This window comes from Dyella ginsengisoli LA-4 (assembly GCF_000334915.1).
GTDB classification, from domain to species: domain Bacteria; phylum Pseudomonadota; class Gammaproteobacteria; order Xanthomonadales; family Rhodanobacteraceae; genus Dyella_A; species Dyella_A ginsengisoli_A.
The window spans coordinates 45,887-61,420 of the sequence record NZ_AMSF01000075.1; the positions used below are offsets into that span (position 1 = coordinate 45,887).

Here is a 15,534-nt window from a genome sequence, read left to right on the forward strand (position 1 = left end):
AAGAGCGCAATGGTAAACTTTCCCGTCCTGCCCTGCCCAATCAGGCTCCCCGACCCATGCAAACCGTCAGCCGCCCCAGCGGACGCGCCAGCGACCAGCTGCGCCCGATCGCCATCGAACGCCGTTTCACCCGCCACGCCGAAGGCTCGGTGCTGGTCAGCTTCGGCGACACCCGCGTGCTGTGCACCGCCAGCATCGAGGACCGCGTGCCGCCGTGGCTGCGTGGCAAGGGTGAGGGCTGGATCACCGCCGAGTACGGCATGCTGCCGCGGGCCACCCATACCCGCATGCAGCGCGAGGCGGCCAAGGGTGGCCAGGGCGGCCGCACCATGGAAATCCAGCGACTGATCGGCCGCAGCCTGCGCGCCTGCGTGAACCGCCAGGCGCTGGGCGAACGCGTGATCACCCTGGACTGCGACGTGATCCAGGCCGACGGCGGCACCCGTACCGCGGCGATCACCGGCGGCTATGTGGCGCTGGTCGACGCGGTGAACCACCTGATGGCGCGCGAGAACCTCAAGCGCAACCCGATCATCGGCGCGATCGCGGCGGTGTCGGTGGGCATCTACAAGGGTCAGCCGGTGCTGGACCTCGACTATGCCGAGGACTCGGACTGCGACACCGACATGAACGTGGTGATGAACGACGGCGGCGGCTTCATCGAAGTACAGGGCACCGCCGAAGGTCATGCGTTCCGCCGCGACGAGATGGATGCCCTGCTGGCCCTGGCCGAAAAGGGCGTGGGCGAACTGGTCGCCGCCCAGCGCGCGGCGCTGGCCGAGGGCTGAGCGATGAGACGCATCGTCCTGGCCAGCGGCAACCCCGGCAAGCTCGCCGAGTTCGGTCAGCTGCTGGCCGACGCCGACTTCGAGGTCGTCGCGCAGGGCGCGCTGGGCGTGGAGGACATCGAGGAAACCGGCCTCACCTTCGTCGAGAACGCCCTGCTCAAGGCCCGCCACGCCGCCCGCGTCACCGGCCTGCCCGCGCTGGCCGACGACTCCGGCCTGTGCGTGGACGTGCTCGGCGGCGCACCGGGCCTGTACTCGGCGCGCTACGCAGGCACGCACGGTGACAACGCCGCGAACAACACGCGGCTGCTGCGCGAGCTCGACGGCCGCCCCGACGCCGAGCGCCGGGCCTTCTTCATCTGCGTGCTGGTGCTGCTGCGCCACGCCGAGGATCCGGCCCCGCTGGTCGCCGAGGGCCGCTGGCACGGCCGCGTGCTGCACGCGCCGCGTGGCGAGGGTGGCTTTGGCTATGACCCGCTGTTCCTGCCGGACGGGCACGAACGGGCGGCCGCCGAACTGGACAAGGCGCTGAAGAACCGCATCAGCCACCGCGGCCAGGCGCTGGCGCAGCTGCACGCACGACTGGCCGACCTCGCCGCCTGAGATGGCCCTGGTCGCTCCGCCACTGGCGCTGTACGTGCACATGCCGTGGTGTGTGAAGAAGTGCCCGTACTGCGATTTCAATTCGCACGGCCTGCGCGACGCCCCGCCCCCCTACGCCGACTACATCGACGTGCTGCTGGCCGATCTAGAAGCCGATATGCGCGACTTCGGCGCCGCGCTGCACGGCCGCCCGATCGTCAGCGTGTTCTTCGGCGGCGGCACGCCGAGCCTGTTTGCGCCGGAGCTGGTTGCCCGCTTCCTCGATGGCGCCCGCGCCCGGCTGCCGTTCGTCGACGACGCCGAGATCACGCTGGAGACCAATCCCGGCACGGTCGAGCACGGCCGCTTCGACGGCTACCTCGCCGCCGGGGTGAACCGGCTCTCGTTCGGCGTCCAGAGCTTCGACGACGACAAGCTCAGGCGGCTCGGCCGCATCCACTCGGCCGGCGAGGCCGAGGCGGCGGTGAAGTCGGCCCAGGATGCCGGCTACGCCAACATCAACCTCGACCTGATGTATGCGCTGCCGCAGCAGACGCTCGAGGGCGCGCTGGCCGACGTGGCACGCGCCGTGGCGCTGGCGCCCACGCACCTCTCGCACTACCAGCTCACGCTGGAGCCGAACACCGCCTTCGCCGCCAACCCGCCGCCGCTGCCCGACGACGACCACGCCTGGGCGATGCAGGAAGCCTGCGAGTCCGCCCTGGCCGACGCCGGCTACGGTCAGTACGAGATCTCGGCCTATGCCCGGCCCGGTCGGCGCTGCACGCACAACCTCAACTACTGGCGCTTCGGCGACTACCTCGGCATCGGCGCCGGCGCCCACGGCAAGCTCACCGATACGGCCTCTGGACAGGTGCGGCGCCGCTGGAAGCAGCGGCTGCCCCGTACCTATCTCGAGGCGGCCGGGGGCCCGGCCCGCGTCGGCGGCGACCAAGCGGTGGACACCAGCGACCTGCCGTTCGAATACATGCTCAACGCGCTGCGCCTGATCGACGGCGTGCCGATGGACGAATTCAGCGCCTTCACCGGCCTGCCGCCCGAGCGCATCGCCACGCCCCTCGCCGACGCCCGCAGGCGCGGCTGGCTGATCGACGACCCGACCCGGCTGGCCACCACGCCGCTGGGCCAGCGCTTCCTCAACGACGTCATCGGCGCCTTCCTGTCCTGACCGACCGCCAGGACTGTGCCGCCCGTCACGCCGGCACTTCGCGCAACTTGCTCAAGTTCTACCTCAAGGGTCCGTCACAGGGCGGGCCGGATGACGCACACCGGCAGGAAGCCCCTTTCCATCCACGCAAGGCGCTCTCTTACGCATGAACGGACCCGCTCCCACCCACACCCGTCTCTCCGGCACGCAAGGCACCCGCCTGTTCACCGCCGAGGAACTGCGCGAGTACGCGGTCGCCTTCTCGCCACCGGTGGAGGAACGCGCCAGCGTGGCCCAGCCGGTGCTGGCCGGGCGCGGGCCGGGTTTCGACAAGCTGCGCTTCCCGCTGCGTACCGGCAAGCAGACCATCGGCCGGCGCGGCGACAACGACATCGTGCTGGACGACCCCAGCGTCTCCGCCTCGCACGCCTGGCTGATCAACCAGCAGGGCCATTACGTGATCATGAACACGCTCTCGACCAACGGCGTGTTCGTCAACGGCCGCCGCGTGCACGAGGCGATCCTGCGCCATGGCGACCGCATCCGTCTCGGCCAGGCGGAGTTCGTGTTCCTGACCCGCGAGCGTGGGGTCGGCCGACTCGGCCGTGCCGCCTGGATCGGCGGCGCGAGTCTGCTGCTCGCCGGCATCGGCGCCCTGGCCTGGTGGCTGCACTGATGCTCTCGGCCGTCCGCGATCCGCAGCGGCCGAAGATGCTGGGCCGCTACCGCATCGAAGGCGTGCTCGGCACCGGCGCGATGGCGGTGGTCTACGCCGGCTACGACCCGCAGATCGAACGCGAAGTGGCGATCAAGTGCCTGCATGCCGGCGTGGCGGCGGACGAGGGCTACCGGCGCCGTTTCCTGGTCGAGGCACGCGCGGCCGGTCACCTGAGCCATCCGCACATCGTCACCCTGTTCGATGCCGGGCAGACCGACGACGGCCGCCCCTACATCGCGATGGAGCGGCTGTCCGGCGACACCCTGGCCAGCCGTGCCGCCAAGGACGGCCTGCCGCCATTGCCGACGGTGATCGAGCTGGCGATCCAGATGGCCTCCGCGCTGGACTACGCCCACGCCCACGGCGTGGTGCACCACGACATCAAGCCGGAAAACATCATGCTGGCCGACGGCTGGCGCCACGCCAAGATCGCCGACTTCGGCATCGCCGAGCGGCGCGGCGCGCAGCGCAACACCGGCGGCCCACGCACCGAGGTCGGCGGCACCCCGGCCTACATGGCGCCGGAGCACCTGCGCGGCGAGCGGACCGATGCCCGCAGCGACCTGTATTCGTTGGGCGTGGTGCTTTACTGGCTGCTGGCCGGACGCCTGCCCTGGAGCGAAACCGAGGACGTGCTGCGCCTGATCGAGGAACGCCAGCAGTCCCCGCTGCCGCCGCTCGAGCCGATGGACGTCGCGGCGCCCTCGATCCTCATCGACATCGTCCACACCCTGCTGGCACCGGACGCGGCCACCCGCTATCAGCGCGGCAGCGAGGTGGTGGCGGATCTGCAACTGGCCAAGCGCGAGTACGAGCGCCTGCACGAGCAGCCGCTGGTGGGGCGGATCGTGTCGCTGCGGCTGCGCTGGTCGGCCCTGCTCGGCGTCACGCTGAGCCTGGTGCTGCTGGTCGGGATGATCGCGATCTACGCCATGCAGGGGCGCGCGGTGAGCGGGCTGGCGCTGGATTTCGGCGGTTCGCTCGGTCGCATGGTCGCCAGCGAGTCGGCCGAAGACCTGCTGCTGGGCGACCACGCCGCCACCCGTGCGCTGGTCGAGGACATGGCTCGCAACCACCAGATCCGCTACCTGGCCATCGCCGACCGCGACGGCCAGGTGGTGGCCAGCACGCAGTCGCAGGAGGTGGGGCACGGCCTGCCGGCGCTTCCCGCGACGCCGCTGGCACGCCGTGGCGACATCGACAGCTACCGCGAAGACCGCGGCGGCGGCGACGGCCTGCTGCTGTTCAACGCGCCGATCCAGTACCAGGCGGCCAACGTCGGCACCCTGCGGCTGGGCATCAGCCGCACGCCGCTGCGTGCCGCCCAGAGGACCACCCTCGGAGTGATCGCGACCGTACTGGGCGTCACCCTGGTCGCGGTGCTGTTCGCCGCCTACGTCCTGTTCCGCCGGCTGCTCGGTCCGCTCGCCCTGATCGGCGACGCCATGCTGCGGGTGGCGCGTGGCGATCTGCGTTATCGCATCCGGCTGGTGCGGCAGGACGAACTGGGCCGTCTGTTTGCCGCCTTCAACCTGATGGCCGGCGCGCTGCAGTCTCGCCAACGACGACCGCTGGCACCACGCACGCAGCGCGGTCCCGGCGCGGTGGCTGCACTGGAGCGCGGCCACCGCACCCCTACCACCCGAACGCGCCCATCCGCGTCGGACTGACCCGCTTTCAGAGCTGCTTGAGGCGGCGCTGCAGCTCCAGCGCCCGCGCACGGTAGGCGATGGCCGGCTCATAGCCCGGCTCGATCGCCAGCACGCGGTCCCACAGCGCGATCGCCGGCGTCAGCTTCTGGTCGCGATACAGCACGATGGCCCGTTCGTGGCAGGTGGACACCAACTGCTGGCGCAGCGCGTCGGCAGCTCCCCGATCCGAAGCCAGGCCCGGGTCTTCCTTCAGCGCATCGTCCAGTTTCGCCAGCGCCTGGGTCTCCCGACCGGCACGCAGCAACGACAGGCTCTCGCGCTGCAACGCCTGCGAGCGGACGGCAGCCGAACCGGACGACGCCTCGGCCACGGCCGGAGCGGCCGGCCGCACCGCGCCCCGGCGGCTCTTCGGCAACTTCACCTTCTGCCCCACCCACAGGCGGGAGGGGTCGTCCGACCCGTTGTAGCGGGCCAGGATCAGGAACTGGCGGCCGTCGCCGAGATAGCGCCTGGCCAGGGTGCTGAACGACTCTCCCGCCTGCACCTCATGGACCTGCGCGGGCGGACCGAGCCGTTCGCGCGGATCGTCGGTGAGCTGGTGCAGCAGATCCTCGGCGGCGCGGTCACCGGGATGAGCCTCGAGGTAGCGGCAGAGGTAGCGCTCGCCCTCCTCGTAGTGACCACGCTGCAGCTGCCGGTTGACGATCCAGGCCAACGGATGCAGCTCGACCGGCGGGGGAGCCGGGGCCGCCACGGGTGCCGGAGGCGGTGCAGGCGGGGCCGGCGCGACCTTCGGCGGCGGATGCAACAGGCCCTGCAGCTGGGCACAGCCGCCGAGGGCCAGCAGCATGGGCAGCCAGACCAGGCGCCGGGCCATGCCAGGCGCATGCGTGGAGGAGGAATCAGCGTGGCTCAGGGACATGCAGCGAAACCTGTCGACCGGAAAATGTGGCATCGGTGTGCCGGCGGACGGCAAACGCACCGAGGATCCTGGACCATGCGCGCCGCATCGACGCGAGCAGGTGAAAAGGGGCCGGCTCCGCACGGACCAGGATGAGGGCGGCATTGTCGCCTTCCCCCCGTCCCCGGCGCAGCACCAGCGAGAGCGCCTCGCGCACGGCGAGCGAGGGGTCGGCATAATCGGCGAACGCGGCCAGCTCCGCCCCGGACAGGTGCGCCCACACGCCATCGCTGCACAGGGCGAAGCGCTGGTCGCGCCGCCGCGGCGCGTAGCCATGCTCGACCTCCGGCCGGCGTGCGCCACCCAGCCCCCGCAACAACTGATGCTGGTCCGGCGCGCTGCCGGCCTGGTCTGCGGCCAGTTCGCCGCGCCGGACGCGCTCCTGCACCAGACTGTGGTCCTCCGTGCAGCCCGCGACGCGGTGGTGCTCGATACGGTAGAGCCGGCTGTCGCCGACATGCGCCCAGAAGGCGTGTCGCCCCTTGAGAAGCAGTGCCACGACGGTCGCGCGGGGGGAGGCATCGGCCAGCGCCGCCCCACGCCGCAGCAATTCGAGATGCGCCTCCTGGCAGAACTGCTCGAGAAACACCGCGCCGGGCAGGTTGCGCCAGTCACCCCGCGTCCAGAGCGACTTCGCGGCGGCGATCACCCCCGCCGAAGCCAGTTCGCCGGCGCCCTCCCCACCCATGCCGTCCGCCAGAACCAGCAGCCAGGTCGCGGAAAGCGGATCGTGCAGGCACACCAGGTCGTCCTGCTGGGTGGGTCGCCCACCCCGGCAGCGCCCGGCGCCGACCGTGCCCCAGCACGGCGCGTCGATGGTCGCGATGTCGATCTGCTGCTCCACCGGTTGCTACCGCCCCTGCGTCCACGCCGATGGCGTGGGCCTACGATACGGGGCTTGCGGCACGCTGCCTTCTGCCGACTTCCAGGATCGTGACGTAACCGACGTATCCGGCATAGACTCGTTGCCCCGGGGGAGTTCTCAAGGTCAGCCATGGATGTAGAACCGCATGAGCCAGGCCAGCCGTCGCCGCAAGGCGGCGGTCACGGGCGACCGAGCGACCACTGGTCGGGGCGCGCGCGTCGCCTGATCGAACGCTGCCAGACGATGAGCACCGACTGGCTCAAGCAGCCGGTGCGGGCCTGCCTCGACGAACTCGAGCGCCAGCTGTTCGCCCTGTCCGAAGGTGCCCGCGATCCGTTCGACCAGCAGCGCCATTTCAATGTGCGCCAACGCGTCATGGCCGAACGGGGTGCGCTCGAAGCACGCTTCCTCGCACGCATTGGCGAGGCCTTCCAGCAGCTCGGCCCCGGTACCGGGCCCAGCGCGACGGACGAACCCAGGCTGCTGCAGCTGAGCCTGGTGGACACCACCGAACACGAGATGACGGTTGCGCTCGACAAGCTCGCCGCCCGCGGCGAGGCCCGGGGCGGCGGTGCCCTGTACGAGCTGGGCTACCGGCTTGCCGTGCTGGTCGCCGCGCCGCCGCTGGAGGGCGGTGCCATTCCGGTGGGACCGCTGACCCTGGCACGCGCGCTGCGCAGCGCCACCGCGGCCATCGAGCTGCCGGTCGAACACGACCTGCTGCTGCTGCGCTGCCTGGAGACGGCGCTGCTGCCGGAATTGTCCGGGTTCTACGGTGCGCTCAACGCCATGCTGGAACAGGAGGGCATCCTGCCGCTCCTGCGTCCCTACCCGTTGGTGCGCCCTACTGCCGCCCCGGCCCGAACCGGCGGAGCAGCGGGAGCGGCCGGCACGCCACCCGTCGCTGCGCCGCCAGCCGCGCCCCCGGGGTCGAACATCGCTGCGGGCGCCTCCACCGATCATGCCCATGCGGACGAGCCAATCGCGGTGCTCGACAGCCTGCGCGAACTGCTCGCGCGACGTCGGCGCAGCCCCGCCGCCTACGGCGGTGAACCGGTCGAGGCAGCCACGCCGGAGGAGCTGCAGACCGCCCTGTCCGCGCTGCAGAAGCATCTCTCCCTGGTCGCCGACAAGGCCACCCGCGAGCTGCGCAGCGCGCAGCTGCTGCGCGAGGAGCTGCTGACCCAGCTCAACGCGGACAAACCCGTGGACGCCCCCCGCACGGGCCTGAGCGCCGAGCAGGGGGACACGGTCGAGCTGGTCTCGATGCTGTTCGAGCAACTGTCGCAGCAGACCCAGCACAGCGAGGGCACCCACGCACTGCTCGGCGGCCTGCAGTTGCCGGTGCTGCGCATGGCGGTCAGCGACCGCAACTTCTTCGACCAGAAGGAGCACCCCGCCCGCCAGTTGCTGGGCACGGTCACCGAGGTGGCCAACGACTGGCTGGACGATTCCGGCAGCGATGCCGACCGGCACCTGCGTGCCAAGCTCGAGCAGCTGGTGGAACGCGCCAATCGCGAGCCGCCCAGCGCGGGGCTGTACACGGCACTGCTGGCCGACATCCAGCAGCACCTCACCCTGCTCACGCGCAAGGCACAGGCGACCGAGCGCCGCCACATCGAGGCGATGCAGGGACGCGAGCGGCTCGACCAGGCGCGCCAGCGGGCGGCCAAGCTGATCGGCGAACGCTTCGCCCACGACCCGCCGCGCGGCCTGTTGCGCGCGCTGCTCGATCGCGCCTGGTCCGACGTGCTGGCGCTGACCATCCTGCGCCACGGCGAGGACAGCGACGCGGTGGCCGCACAGCTGCTCATCACCGACCAGTTGCTCGGACGCAAGCCGATCGCCGACCGGGCACAACTGCAGGCGGACGTCGAGGCCGGCCTGCAGCAGATCGGCATGCACCACGAGGAAGCCGATCAGGTTGCCCAGCGCCTGGTGAACCCGGGCGACGCACCGGCCCCGATGGCCGGAGGCGAGACGCTGAGCACCACCGATCTGGCGCTGCGCCTGAAGCAGCACCAGCGGCTGGGCGAGCACCAGCAGCCGGCGGCACCCACGGTGGCGCCCGCCTCACCGCCCGCGGCGCCAACGGAGGCGGCACCGCCATCGCCTGCAAAGACCGGGCGCGAGCACAAGGAGCCCGCGACGCGACCACCGGCGCGGCGCGAGCCTGTGGTGGATCCCCGCGAGATCGAGACACAGGAGCGGCTGCGCCTGCTCCCGTTCGGCCGCTGGTTCGAGTTCACCGACCGCAAGACCGGCAAGACCAGCCAGCGCAAGCTGGCCTGGTTCTCACCGGTGTCCGGACAGACCCTGTTCGTGAATCGTCGCGGCATCCGCACCGACGACATCAGCCTGCCGCAGCTGGCGCACGAGATCGTCAAGGGCCGCGTACGCGAGCTGGGCGAGATGAAGGAATCGCTCCTGGATCGCGCCTGGCACTCGCTCACCGGCAACCTGCTGCGCACACCGAACGGCCGACCCGGCCGACCGGCATATTGAGGCCGCCATGAACCCTCCGTTCCCGTCCAGCGAGCAGCGCCGCGCCGAGCGCAAGCGCGTCAACTTCACCGCAGTGGTCACCGATGTGATCGCCGGCAAGCCGATGGGCTTTCTGGGCAACCTCTCGGCCGGCGGCATGCTGCTGATCTGCCAGCAGGCTCCGCGCGACGAGGCGATCTACCAGGTGCAACTGCCGCTGCACGGACTCGGCCCGCAGCCGCAGCACATCGAAGTCGGGGTGCAGGCCCAGTGGCAGGAACGCCCTGCCGCCTCCGGCCAGGTCTGGGCCGGCTTCCGCATCATCGCCATCGGCAAGGACGACACGGCCGTGCTCGAACGCTGGCTGGCCCTGCCCCACTGAACCGGCGGCCGGGTGGCATGACCCGGCAGCGCTTTGCGATCATGGAAGGCCCACGCGCCCCCTGCGCGTCCCCACGGTGTCGCGCGACGTCCGCGGCGCCCCGTCGAAAGGACCCCGCCCCATGACCGATCTCGCTCCCCTGTACGCCCGTCATCTGGCCACGCTGCGCGAGTGCGCCGACCAGGCGCTCGCGCGCGGCGGCTTCGATCACCTGCTGGTGGCTGCCGGGCAGCCGGGGACCAAGTTCCTCGACGACAACCACTACCCGTACGCGGTCAACCCGCCGTTCAAGCACTGGGTGCCGCTGACCGACGCGCCGGGCAGCTGGATCGCCTACACGCCGGGCGCGAAGCCGAAGCTGGTGTTCCTGCAGCCGCGCGACTACTGGCACGTGGTGCCCGAGGCCCCGACCGGCTACTGGGTGGAGCACTTCGACATCGTCACCGTGCGCAGCGCCGAGGAGGCCGTCGCGCAGCTGCCGAAGCACCGCGCCGCGGTCATCGCCGAAGCCTGTCCGCCGATCGAAGGGGTGGAGGCGAACAACCCGAAGGCGGTGCTGGATTACCTGCACTACTACCGTGCGTACAAATCGCCGTACGAGCTCGCGCTGATGCGCGAGGCCAGCCGCATCGGCACGCGCGCCCACCGTGCGGCCGAGCGCGCGTTCCGCGCCGGCGAGAGCGAGCTGGGCATCCACCAGGCCTACCTCGCCGCCGCCGGGCAGACCGACGCCGAGCTGCCCTACTCCAGCATCGTCGGCCTCAACGAGCACGGCGCCGTGCTGCACTACATGGCGCTGGGGCGCGCGCGCCCGGCCGAGTCGCGCTCGCTGCTGATCGATGCCGGTGCCAGCGCCAGCGGCTACGCCAGCGACATCACCCGCACCTACGCCGCAGCCGGCCATCACGATTTCCAGGCACTGATCGACGCGATGGATGCCGTGCAGCAGGCCCAGGTGGCCAGCGTGAAGGCCGGCACCGACTACGCCGCGCTGCACGTGCAGGCGCACCATCAGCTGGCGCAGGTGCTGGTCGAGCACGGCCTGGTGCGCATGAGCGCGGCCGGCGCGGTGGACAGCGGCGTCACCCGCGCGTTCTTCCCGCATGGCCTGGGCCACTCCATCGGCCTGCAGGTGCACGACGTGGGCGGCTTCGCCAGGAGCGACCGCGGCGACACCATCCCCCGCCCGGACGGTCACCCGTTCCTGCGCATGACCCGCACGCTCGAGCCGGGCATGGTGGTCACCATCGAACCGGGGCTGTACTTCATCGACATGCTGCTGGAGGAAGTGCGCCAGGGCCCGGCGGGCAAGGACATCGACTGGGCGAAGGTAGAGGCGCTCAGGCCCTACGGCGGCATCCGCATCGAGGACGACGTGGTGTGCACCGACGGCGCCCCGGAGAATCTGACCCGCGACGCCTTCGCCGCGCTCGGCTGACCGGCCGGGCGGCGCGGCCTCAGTGGTAGCCCGCGTCGCCCGCCAGCTTGCCGCGGAACACGCGGTACGAATACACGGTATACGCCAGCACCGCGGGGATCAGGAACGCCGCGCCGACCAGCACGAAGCCCTGCGAGGACGGGGGCGAGGCGGCCTCCCAGATGCTCAGGGCCGGCGGCACGATGTTCGGCCAGATGCCCACCACCAGACCGATGAAACCCAGCAGGAAGAACCCGAGGGCGTAGACGAACGGCTGCGCCTCGCGCCGGTGGATCACCGAGCGCCACAGCATCACCGCACACACCGCGGTGAGCAACGGCACCGGCGACAGGTAGAGGAAGTTGCCGCCGGTGAACCAGCGCTGCATCAGCGCCGAATGCAGCGTCGGCAGCGATGCGCTGACGATCAGCATGAACACGATCACCGCGACCATCAGCGGGCGGGTGAGATCAAAGGCGATCTGCTGCACGCGGCCCTCGGTCTTGAGGATCAGCCAGGTCGCGCCCAGCAGCGCGTAGCCGCACACCACCGCGACCCCGGTCATCACCGCGAACGGGCTGAACCAGTCGAATGCGCCGTGCACCTGTCCCGGCGGCAGCGGCGCGATGCCGTCCACCAGCGCGCCGAGGATCACGCCCTGGGCGAAGGCCGCCAGCACCGAGCCGACGTGGAAGGCCAGCCCCCATAGCCAGCGCGAGGTGTGCGCCTTGAAGCGGAACTCGAAGGCGACCCCGCGGAAGATCAGCGCGATCAGCATGAGCAGGATCGGCAGGTACAGGCTGGACAGGACCAGCGCATAGGCCTTGGGAAAGGCCGCCAGCAGGCCGGCGCCGCCGAGCACCAGCCAGGTCTCGTTGCCGTCCCAGATCGGCGCGGCGGTGTTCATCATGTGGTCGCGCTGGTGTTCGTCGTCGGCGAACGGGCTGAGTATGCCCAGGCCCAGCACGAAGCCGTCCAGCAGCACGTACATCATCACGCCGAAGCCGATGATGAAGTACCACACCACGGGAAGCACGGTCGCCAGTTCCATCGCCCTACTCCTCGATCGAGTCCTGCGGCACCGAGAGCGGACGCGCGGGCGTCTGGTGCGGCGCCACCTCGCGGACCGGTGCCGGCACCGGTCCGGTACGGAACAGCTTCACCAGGTAGTAGAGCCCGGCGCCGAAGATGCCCAGGTACACCACCACGAAGGTCGCCAGCGAGGCCATCACGCTGCCGACCGGCAGGTGACTGGCCGCCTCGGAGGTGCGCATCACGCCGTACACCACCCACGGCTGGCGACCGACCTCGGCCACCCACCAGCCGGTCAGCACGGCGACAAAGCCGGAAGGGATCATCGCCACCCATGCGCGCAGGTACCACGGTCGTTCCAGCGTGCCGCGGCGCCAGCGCCACAGGCCGATCAACGCCAGGCCCAGCATCGCGAAGCCCAGGCCGACCATGATGCGGAAGGAGAAGAACGGGATCGCCACCGGCGGCCGCTGGTCGGCGGGGAAATCCTTCAGGCCCTTCACCTCGCCGTGCAGGCTGTGGGTGAGGATGATGCTGCCCAGCCGCGGCACGTCGATCGCATAGCGGTTGGCCTGCGCCTGCTCGTCCGGCCAGGCGAACAGCGTCAGCGGCACGTCGCGGCGGGTTTCCCAGCGCGCCTCGATCGCCGCCAGCTTGGCCGGCTGGTTCCGGTGCACCTCCAGCCCGCTCATGTCGCCGACCGCGATCTGCACCGGGATCACGATGGCGAGGAAGGCCAGTGCCAGCTTCAGGGTCGCACGCGACTTGTCCGCGAAGCGACCCTTCAGCAGGTACCACGCCGAGACGCCGCCGATCACCATCGCGGTGGAGATGAACGCGCCCAGCACCATGTGCGGCAGGCGCACCGGGAAGGACGGGTTGAAGATCACCTTCATCCAGTCGTCCGGGTAGAACACGCCGTCGCGCAGCACGTAGCCGGCCGGGGTCTGCATCCAGCTGTTGGCCGCCATGATCCAGAACGTCGAGATCAGCGTGCCCAGCGCCACCATGCAGGTAGCGAAGAAGTGCGTGCGGTCGCTGACCTTGCGCCAGCCGAACAGCATCACGCCGAGGAACGTCGCCTCGAGGAAGAACGCAGTCAGCACCTCGTAGTTGAGCAACGGGCCGATCACGTTGCCCGCGGCCCCGGAGAAGCCCGCCCAGTTGGTACCGAACTGGAAGCTCATCACGATGCCCGACACCACGCCCATGCCGAAGGCCACGGCGAAGATCTTCAGCCAGAAGAAGTACAGGTCGCGCCACGGGTCGGTGCGCCTGACCAGCCACACCGCCTCCAGGAAGGCCAGCCACGAGGCCAGCCCGATCGAGAACGCCGGGAACAGGATGTGGAAGGACACGACGAAGGCAAACTGCAGTCGTGACAGGAACTCGGCCGTCAACATGATCGACTCCTCACGCGCTTGCTGTCCGATGGCCTGTACGTCCGCGTGCGGCGAACGGGTCCGCCGTGCGACGAAACGCCCTGCGGCCGTCGACCGTGCCGGGGCATGCTGCGCCACCGCAGGGCATCGACGCGCTAGTCTGCTGCGTCCCGCGTGGAGAACCGATGAGCATGGCCGGCCCCCGTTCCGCTCCGCCCCGCCGTCGCCGGCCGGCCGCGTCGCCGTGGCGCGAGGTGCTGCCGGTACTGCTGGCGAAGCTTGTCGCCGCAGCGGCGCTCGGCTGGATCCTGTTCGTCGCGGCCCGCTGAGGCGGTCCGGTCAGCGCGCGGCGAGCACGGCCTCGAGCGCCTCCGGCTCCTTCGGCACCGCGGCGGTGAGCACCTCGTGACCGCGGCGGGTCACCGCCACGTCGTCCTCGATGCGGATGCCGATCCCGCGCCAGCGCTCGGGAACATTGCGGTCGCCGGGCGGCACGTAGATGCCCGGTTCCACCGTCACCACCATGCCCGGCTCCAACTCGCGCGGCTCGCCGTCGATGCGGTAATCGCCCACGTCGTGCACGTCCATGCCCAGCCAGTGCCCGGTCTTGGCCGGGAAGAAGTGGCGGTAGCTGCCGGTGGCGATCGCCGTCTCCGGATCCTCACGGAGCAGCCCCAGCGCGCACAGGCCCTCGGTGATCACCTGCACCGCGGCCAGGTGCGCCGCGTTGAACGGCCGCCCCGGCTTCACCTCGTCGATCGCGGCCAGTTGGGCGGTGAGCACGATGTCGTACAGCGCGCGCTGCTCGCGCGTCCAGCGGCCACCGACCGGATAGGTACGGCTGATGTCCGAGGCGTAGCAGTCGACCTCGGCGCCGGCATCCACCAGCAGCAGCTCGCCGTCGCGCAGCGGTGCGCGGTTGGCGGTGTAGTGCATGGTGCAGGCGTTGGCGCCTCCGGCGACGATCGGCGGGAATGCCGCGACTGCGCCGCGCAGGCGCATCGCCCGCTGCAGCTCGGCCTCCACCTCGAATTCGTGCCGCCCCGGCAGCGCCACCCGCATCGCGGCCAGGTGCGCGTCGGCGGCGACGGCCGCCGCCGTGCGCATCAGCTTGAGCTCGGCCGGCGACTTGAACAGGCGCAGGTCGTGCAGCAGGTGGCCCAGCGCCACGAACTCCTTGGGTACCACGCCGCCGCCGCGCAGCTGGCGCAGGCGGCGCATCCAGGCCAGCAGTTGCGCGTCGAACTGCGGCTCGCTGCCGAAATGGCAGTAGACCCGGGCGCGGCCCTCGATCATGCCCGGCAGGATGTCGTCGATGTCGTCGATCGGGAAGGCGTCGTCCATCCCGTACTCGCCGACCGCGCGCTCGGTGCCGATCGACTCGCCGTGCCAGCGCTCGTGCTCCGCATCCCGCTCGCGGCAGAACAGCACCGCCTCGCCATGCTTGCGCCCGGGCAGCAGCGCCAGCACCGCGTCGGGCTCGGGGAAACCGGCGAGGTACTGGAAGTCCGAGTCCTGCCGGTACGGCCAGGCCGCGTCGGCATTGCGCAGGCGCTCGGGCGCCGCGGCGACCAGCACCACGGCATCCTCGCCGGCCATGTGCATCAGCTGGCGACGGCGGCGGGCAAATTCGGCCGGCGTGATCACCGCGCCGGGGATCAGTGGATCGTGCCGTTGCCGGCCGCCGGATCGCGGGCGCACTCGGCATGCAGCAGCATCGCGCTCATGCGCACGAACTCGTGCACCTCGATCAATGCGTCCTCGTCCTCGGACTCGTCACCGAAATCGAGCTGGGACGAGGCGATGGTGGCCAGGTCGCGCAGCACCTCCTGCGCCTCCTCGGACAGCTTGCCGTGGGCATCCGCCCCGGCCAGACCGAAGCCGCCGAGGAAGCCGCGGCACCAGGCGACCGTCGCTTCCGCGCGCTCGGCGAGGGGACGGTCGTCCTCCGGCAGCAGCGGCTCGAACCCCAGCTCGGGATCCGCCAGCTGTGTGGCCGCCTGCTGCGCCAGACGATCGAGCAGGGTCGCGTCGGCGCCCGCCGGCGCGGTGCCATCGCCATCCAGCTGAAGAACGGCCAGCACCGGCTGGCGGCCGGAGCGG

At 70.9% G+C, this 15,534-nt stretch carries 15 protein-coding genes; 9 read left to right on the forward strand and 6 right to left on the reverse strand.

Annotation, left to right across the window (positions count from 1 at the left end):
• Positions 1 to 56 precede the first annotated feature (56 nt).
• The 5 genes from rph to C693_RS22050 all read left to right on the forward strand — a co-directional run bounded on the left by rph (position 57) and on the right by C693_RS22050 (position 4,926).
• Positions 57 to 788 (forward strand): ribonuclease PH, encoded by a 732-nt coding sequence (gene rph, locus C693_RS0116875; RefSeq protein ID WP_017463462.1) that lies wholly within the window; start codon positions 57 to 59, stop codon positions 786 to 788.
• Between the two features lie 3 nt (positions 789 to 791).
• Positions 792 to 1,391, forward strand: a complete 600-nt coding sequence (rdgB, locus tag C693_RS0116880) for an RdgB/HAM1 family non-canonical purine NTP pyrophosphatase (RefSeq protein WP_017463463.1) — start codon at positions 792 to 794, stop codon at positions 1,389 to 1,391.
• 1 nt (position 1,392) lies between these two features.
• Positions 1,393 to 2,559, forward strand: a complete 1,167-nt coding sequence (gene hemW / locus C693_RS0116885; protein ID WP_017463464.1) for a radical SAM family heme chaperone HemW — start codon at positions 1,393 to 1,395, stop codon at positions 2,557 to 2,559.
• Between the two features lie 145 nt (positions 2,560 to 2,704).
• Complete coding sequence (locus C693_RS0116890; protein ID WP_017463465.1) at positions 2,705 to 3,214, forward strand: FHA domain-containing protein; 510 nt, start codon at positions 2,705 to 2,707, stop codon at positions 3,212 to 3,214.
• The gene (locus tag C693_RS22050; RefSeq protein WP_017463466.1) at positions 3,214 to 4,926 is read left to right on the forward strand and encodes a protein kinase domain-containing protein; all 1,713 of its coding nucleotides are present in this window, start codon (positions 3,214 to 3,216) and stop codon (positions 4,924 to 4,926) included. The genes C693_RS0116890 and C693_RS22050 overlap by 1 nt, the downstream gene beginning before the upstream one ends.
• 7 nt (positions 4,927 to 4,933) lie before the next feature.
• Here the strand turns inward: C693_RS22050 and C693_RS0116900 are convergent, their stop codons facing one another.
• Positions 4,934 to 5,830 (reverse strand): LysM peptidoglycan-binding domain-containing protein, encoded by an 897-nt coding sequence (locus C693_RS0116900; protein WP_241762694.1) that lies wholly within the window; start codon positions 5,828 to 5,830, stop codon positions 4,934 to 4,936.
• The gene (locus C693_RS0116905) at positions 5,811 to 6,713 is read right to left on the reverse strand and encodes a PP2C family protein-serine/threonine phosphatase (protein WP_017463468.1); all 903 of its coding nucleotides are present in this window, start codon (positions 6,711 to 6,713) and stop codon (positions 5,811 to 5,813) included. The genes C693_RS0116900 and C693_RS0116905 overlap by 20 nt, the downstream gene beginning before the upstream one ends.
• Positions 6,714 to 6,863: 150 nt before the next feature.
• Between C693_RS0116905 and C693_RS0116910 the strand changes: the two genes are divergently transcribed.
• From C693_RS0116910 to pepQ, 3 genes are all read left to right on the forward strand, one after another.
• Positions 6,864 to 9,239: a DUF1631 family protein gene (locus C693_RS0116910; protein WP_026107507.1), complete on the forward strand. Its 2,376-nt coding sequence runs from the start codon at positions 6,864 to 6,866 to the stop codon at positions 9,237 to 9,239.
• 7 nt (positions 9,240 to 9,246) lie between these two features.
• Positions 9,247 to 9,600: a PilZ domain-containing protein gene (locus tag C693_RS0116915; RefSeq protein ID WP_017463470.1), complete on the forward strand. Its 354-nt coding sequence runs from the start codon at positions 9,247 to 9,249 to the stop codon at positions 9,598 to 9,600.
• Positions 9,601 to 9,721: 121 nt separating this feature from the next.
• The gene (gene pepQ, locus C693_RS0116920) at positions 9,722 to 11,038 is read left to right on the forward strand and encodes a Xaa-Pro dipeptidase (protein ID WP_017463471.1); all 1,317 of its coding nucleotides are present in this window, start codon (positions 9,722 to 9,724) and stop codon (positions 11,036 to 11,038) included.
• 19 nt (positions 11,039 to 11,057) lie between these two features.
• On the opposite strand, the gene cydB is transcribed toward pepQ, so the two are convergent.
• Complete coding sequence (cydB, locus tag C693_RS0116925) at positions 11,058 to 12,068, reverse strand: cytochrome d ubiquinol oxidase subunit II (protein ID WP_017463472.1); 1,011 nt, start codon at positions 12,066 to 12,068, stop codon at positions 11,058 to 11,060.
• 4 nt (positions 12,069 to 12,072) lie between these two features.
• Positions 12,073 to 13,449, reverse strand: a complete 1,377-nt coding sequence (locus tag C693_RS0116930; protein ID WP_026107508.1) for a cytochrome ubiquinol oxidase subunit I — start codon at positions 13,447 to 13,449, stop codon at positions 12,073 to 12,075.
• A gap of 173 nt (positions 13,450 to 13,622) precedes the next feature.
• On the opposite strand from C693_RS0116930, the gene C693_RS23850 reads away from it, so the two are divergent.
• Complete coding sequence (locus tag C693_RS23850) at positions 13,623 to 13,760, forward strand: hypothetical protein (protein WP_157798652.1); 138 nt, start codon at positions 13,623 to 13,625, stop codon at positions 13,758 to 13,760.
• Positions 13,761 to 13,770: 10 nt separating this feature from the next.
• On the opposite strand, the gene C693_RS0116940 is transcribed toward C693_RS23850, so the two are convergent.
• Positions 13,771 to 15,132, reverse strand: coding sequence for an aminopeptidase P N-terminal domain-containing protein (locus C693_RS0116940; protein ID WP_017463475.1), 1,362 nt, complete (start codon positions 15,130 to 15,132; stop codon positions 13,771 to 13,773).
• On the reverse strand, positions 15,090 to 15,534 hold a 445-nt coding region (locus C693_RS22055), incomplete at its 5' end, for a UPF0149 family protein (RefSeq protein ID WP_017463476.1). The genes C693_RS0116940 and C693_RS22055, both read right to left, overlap by 43 nt.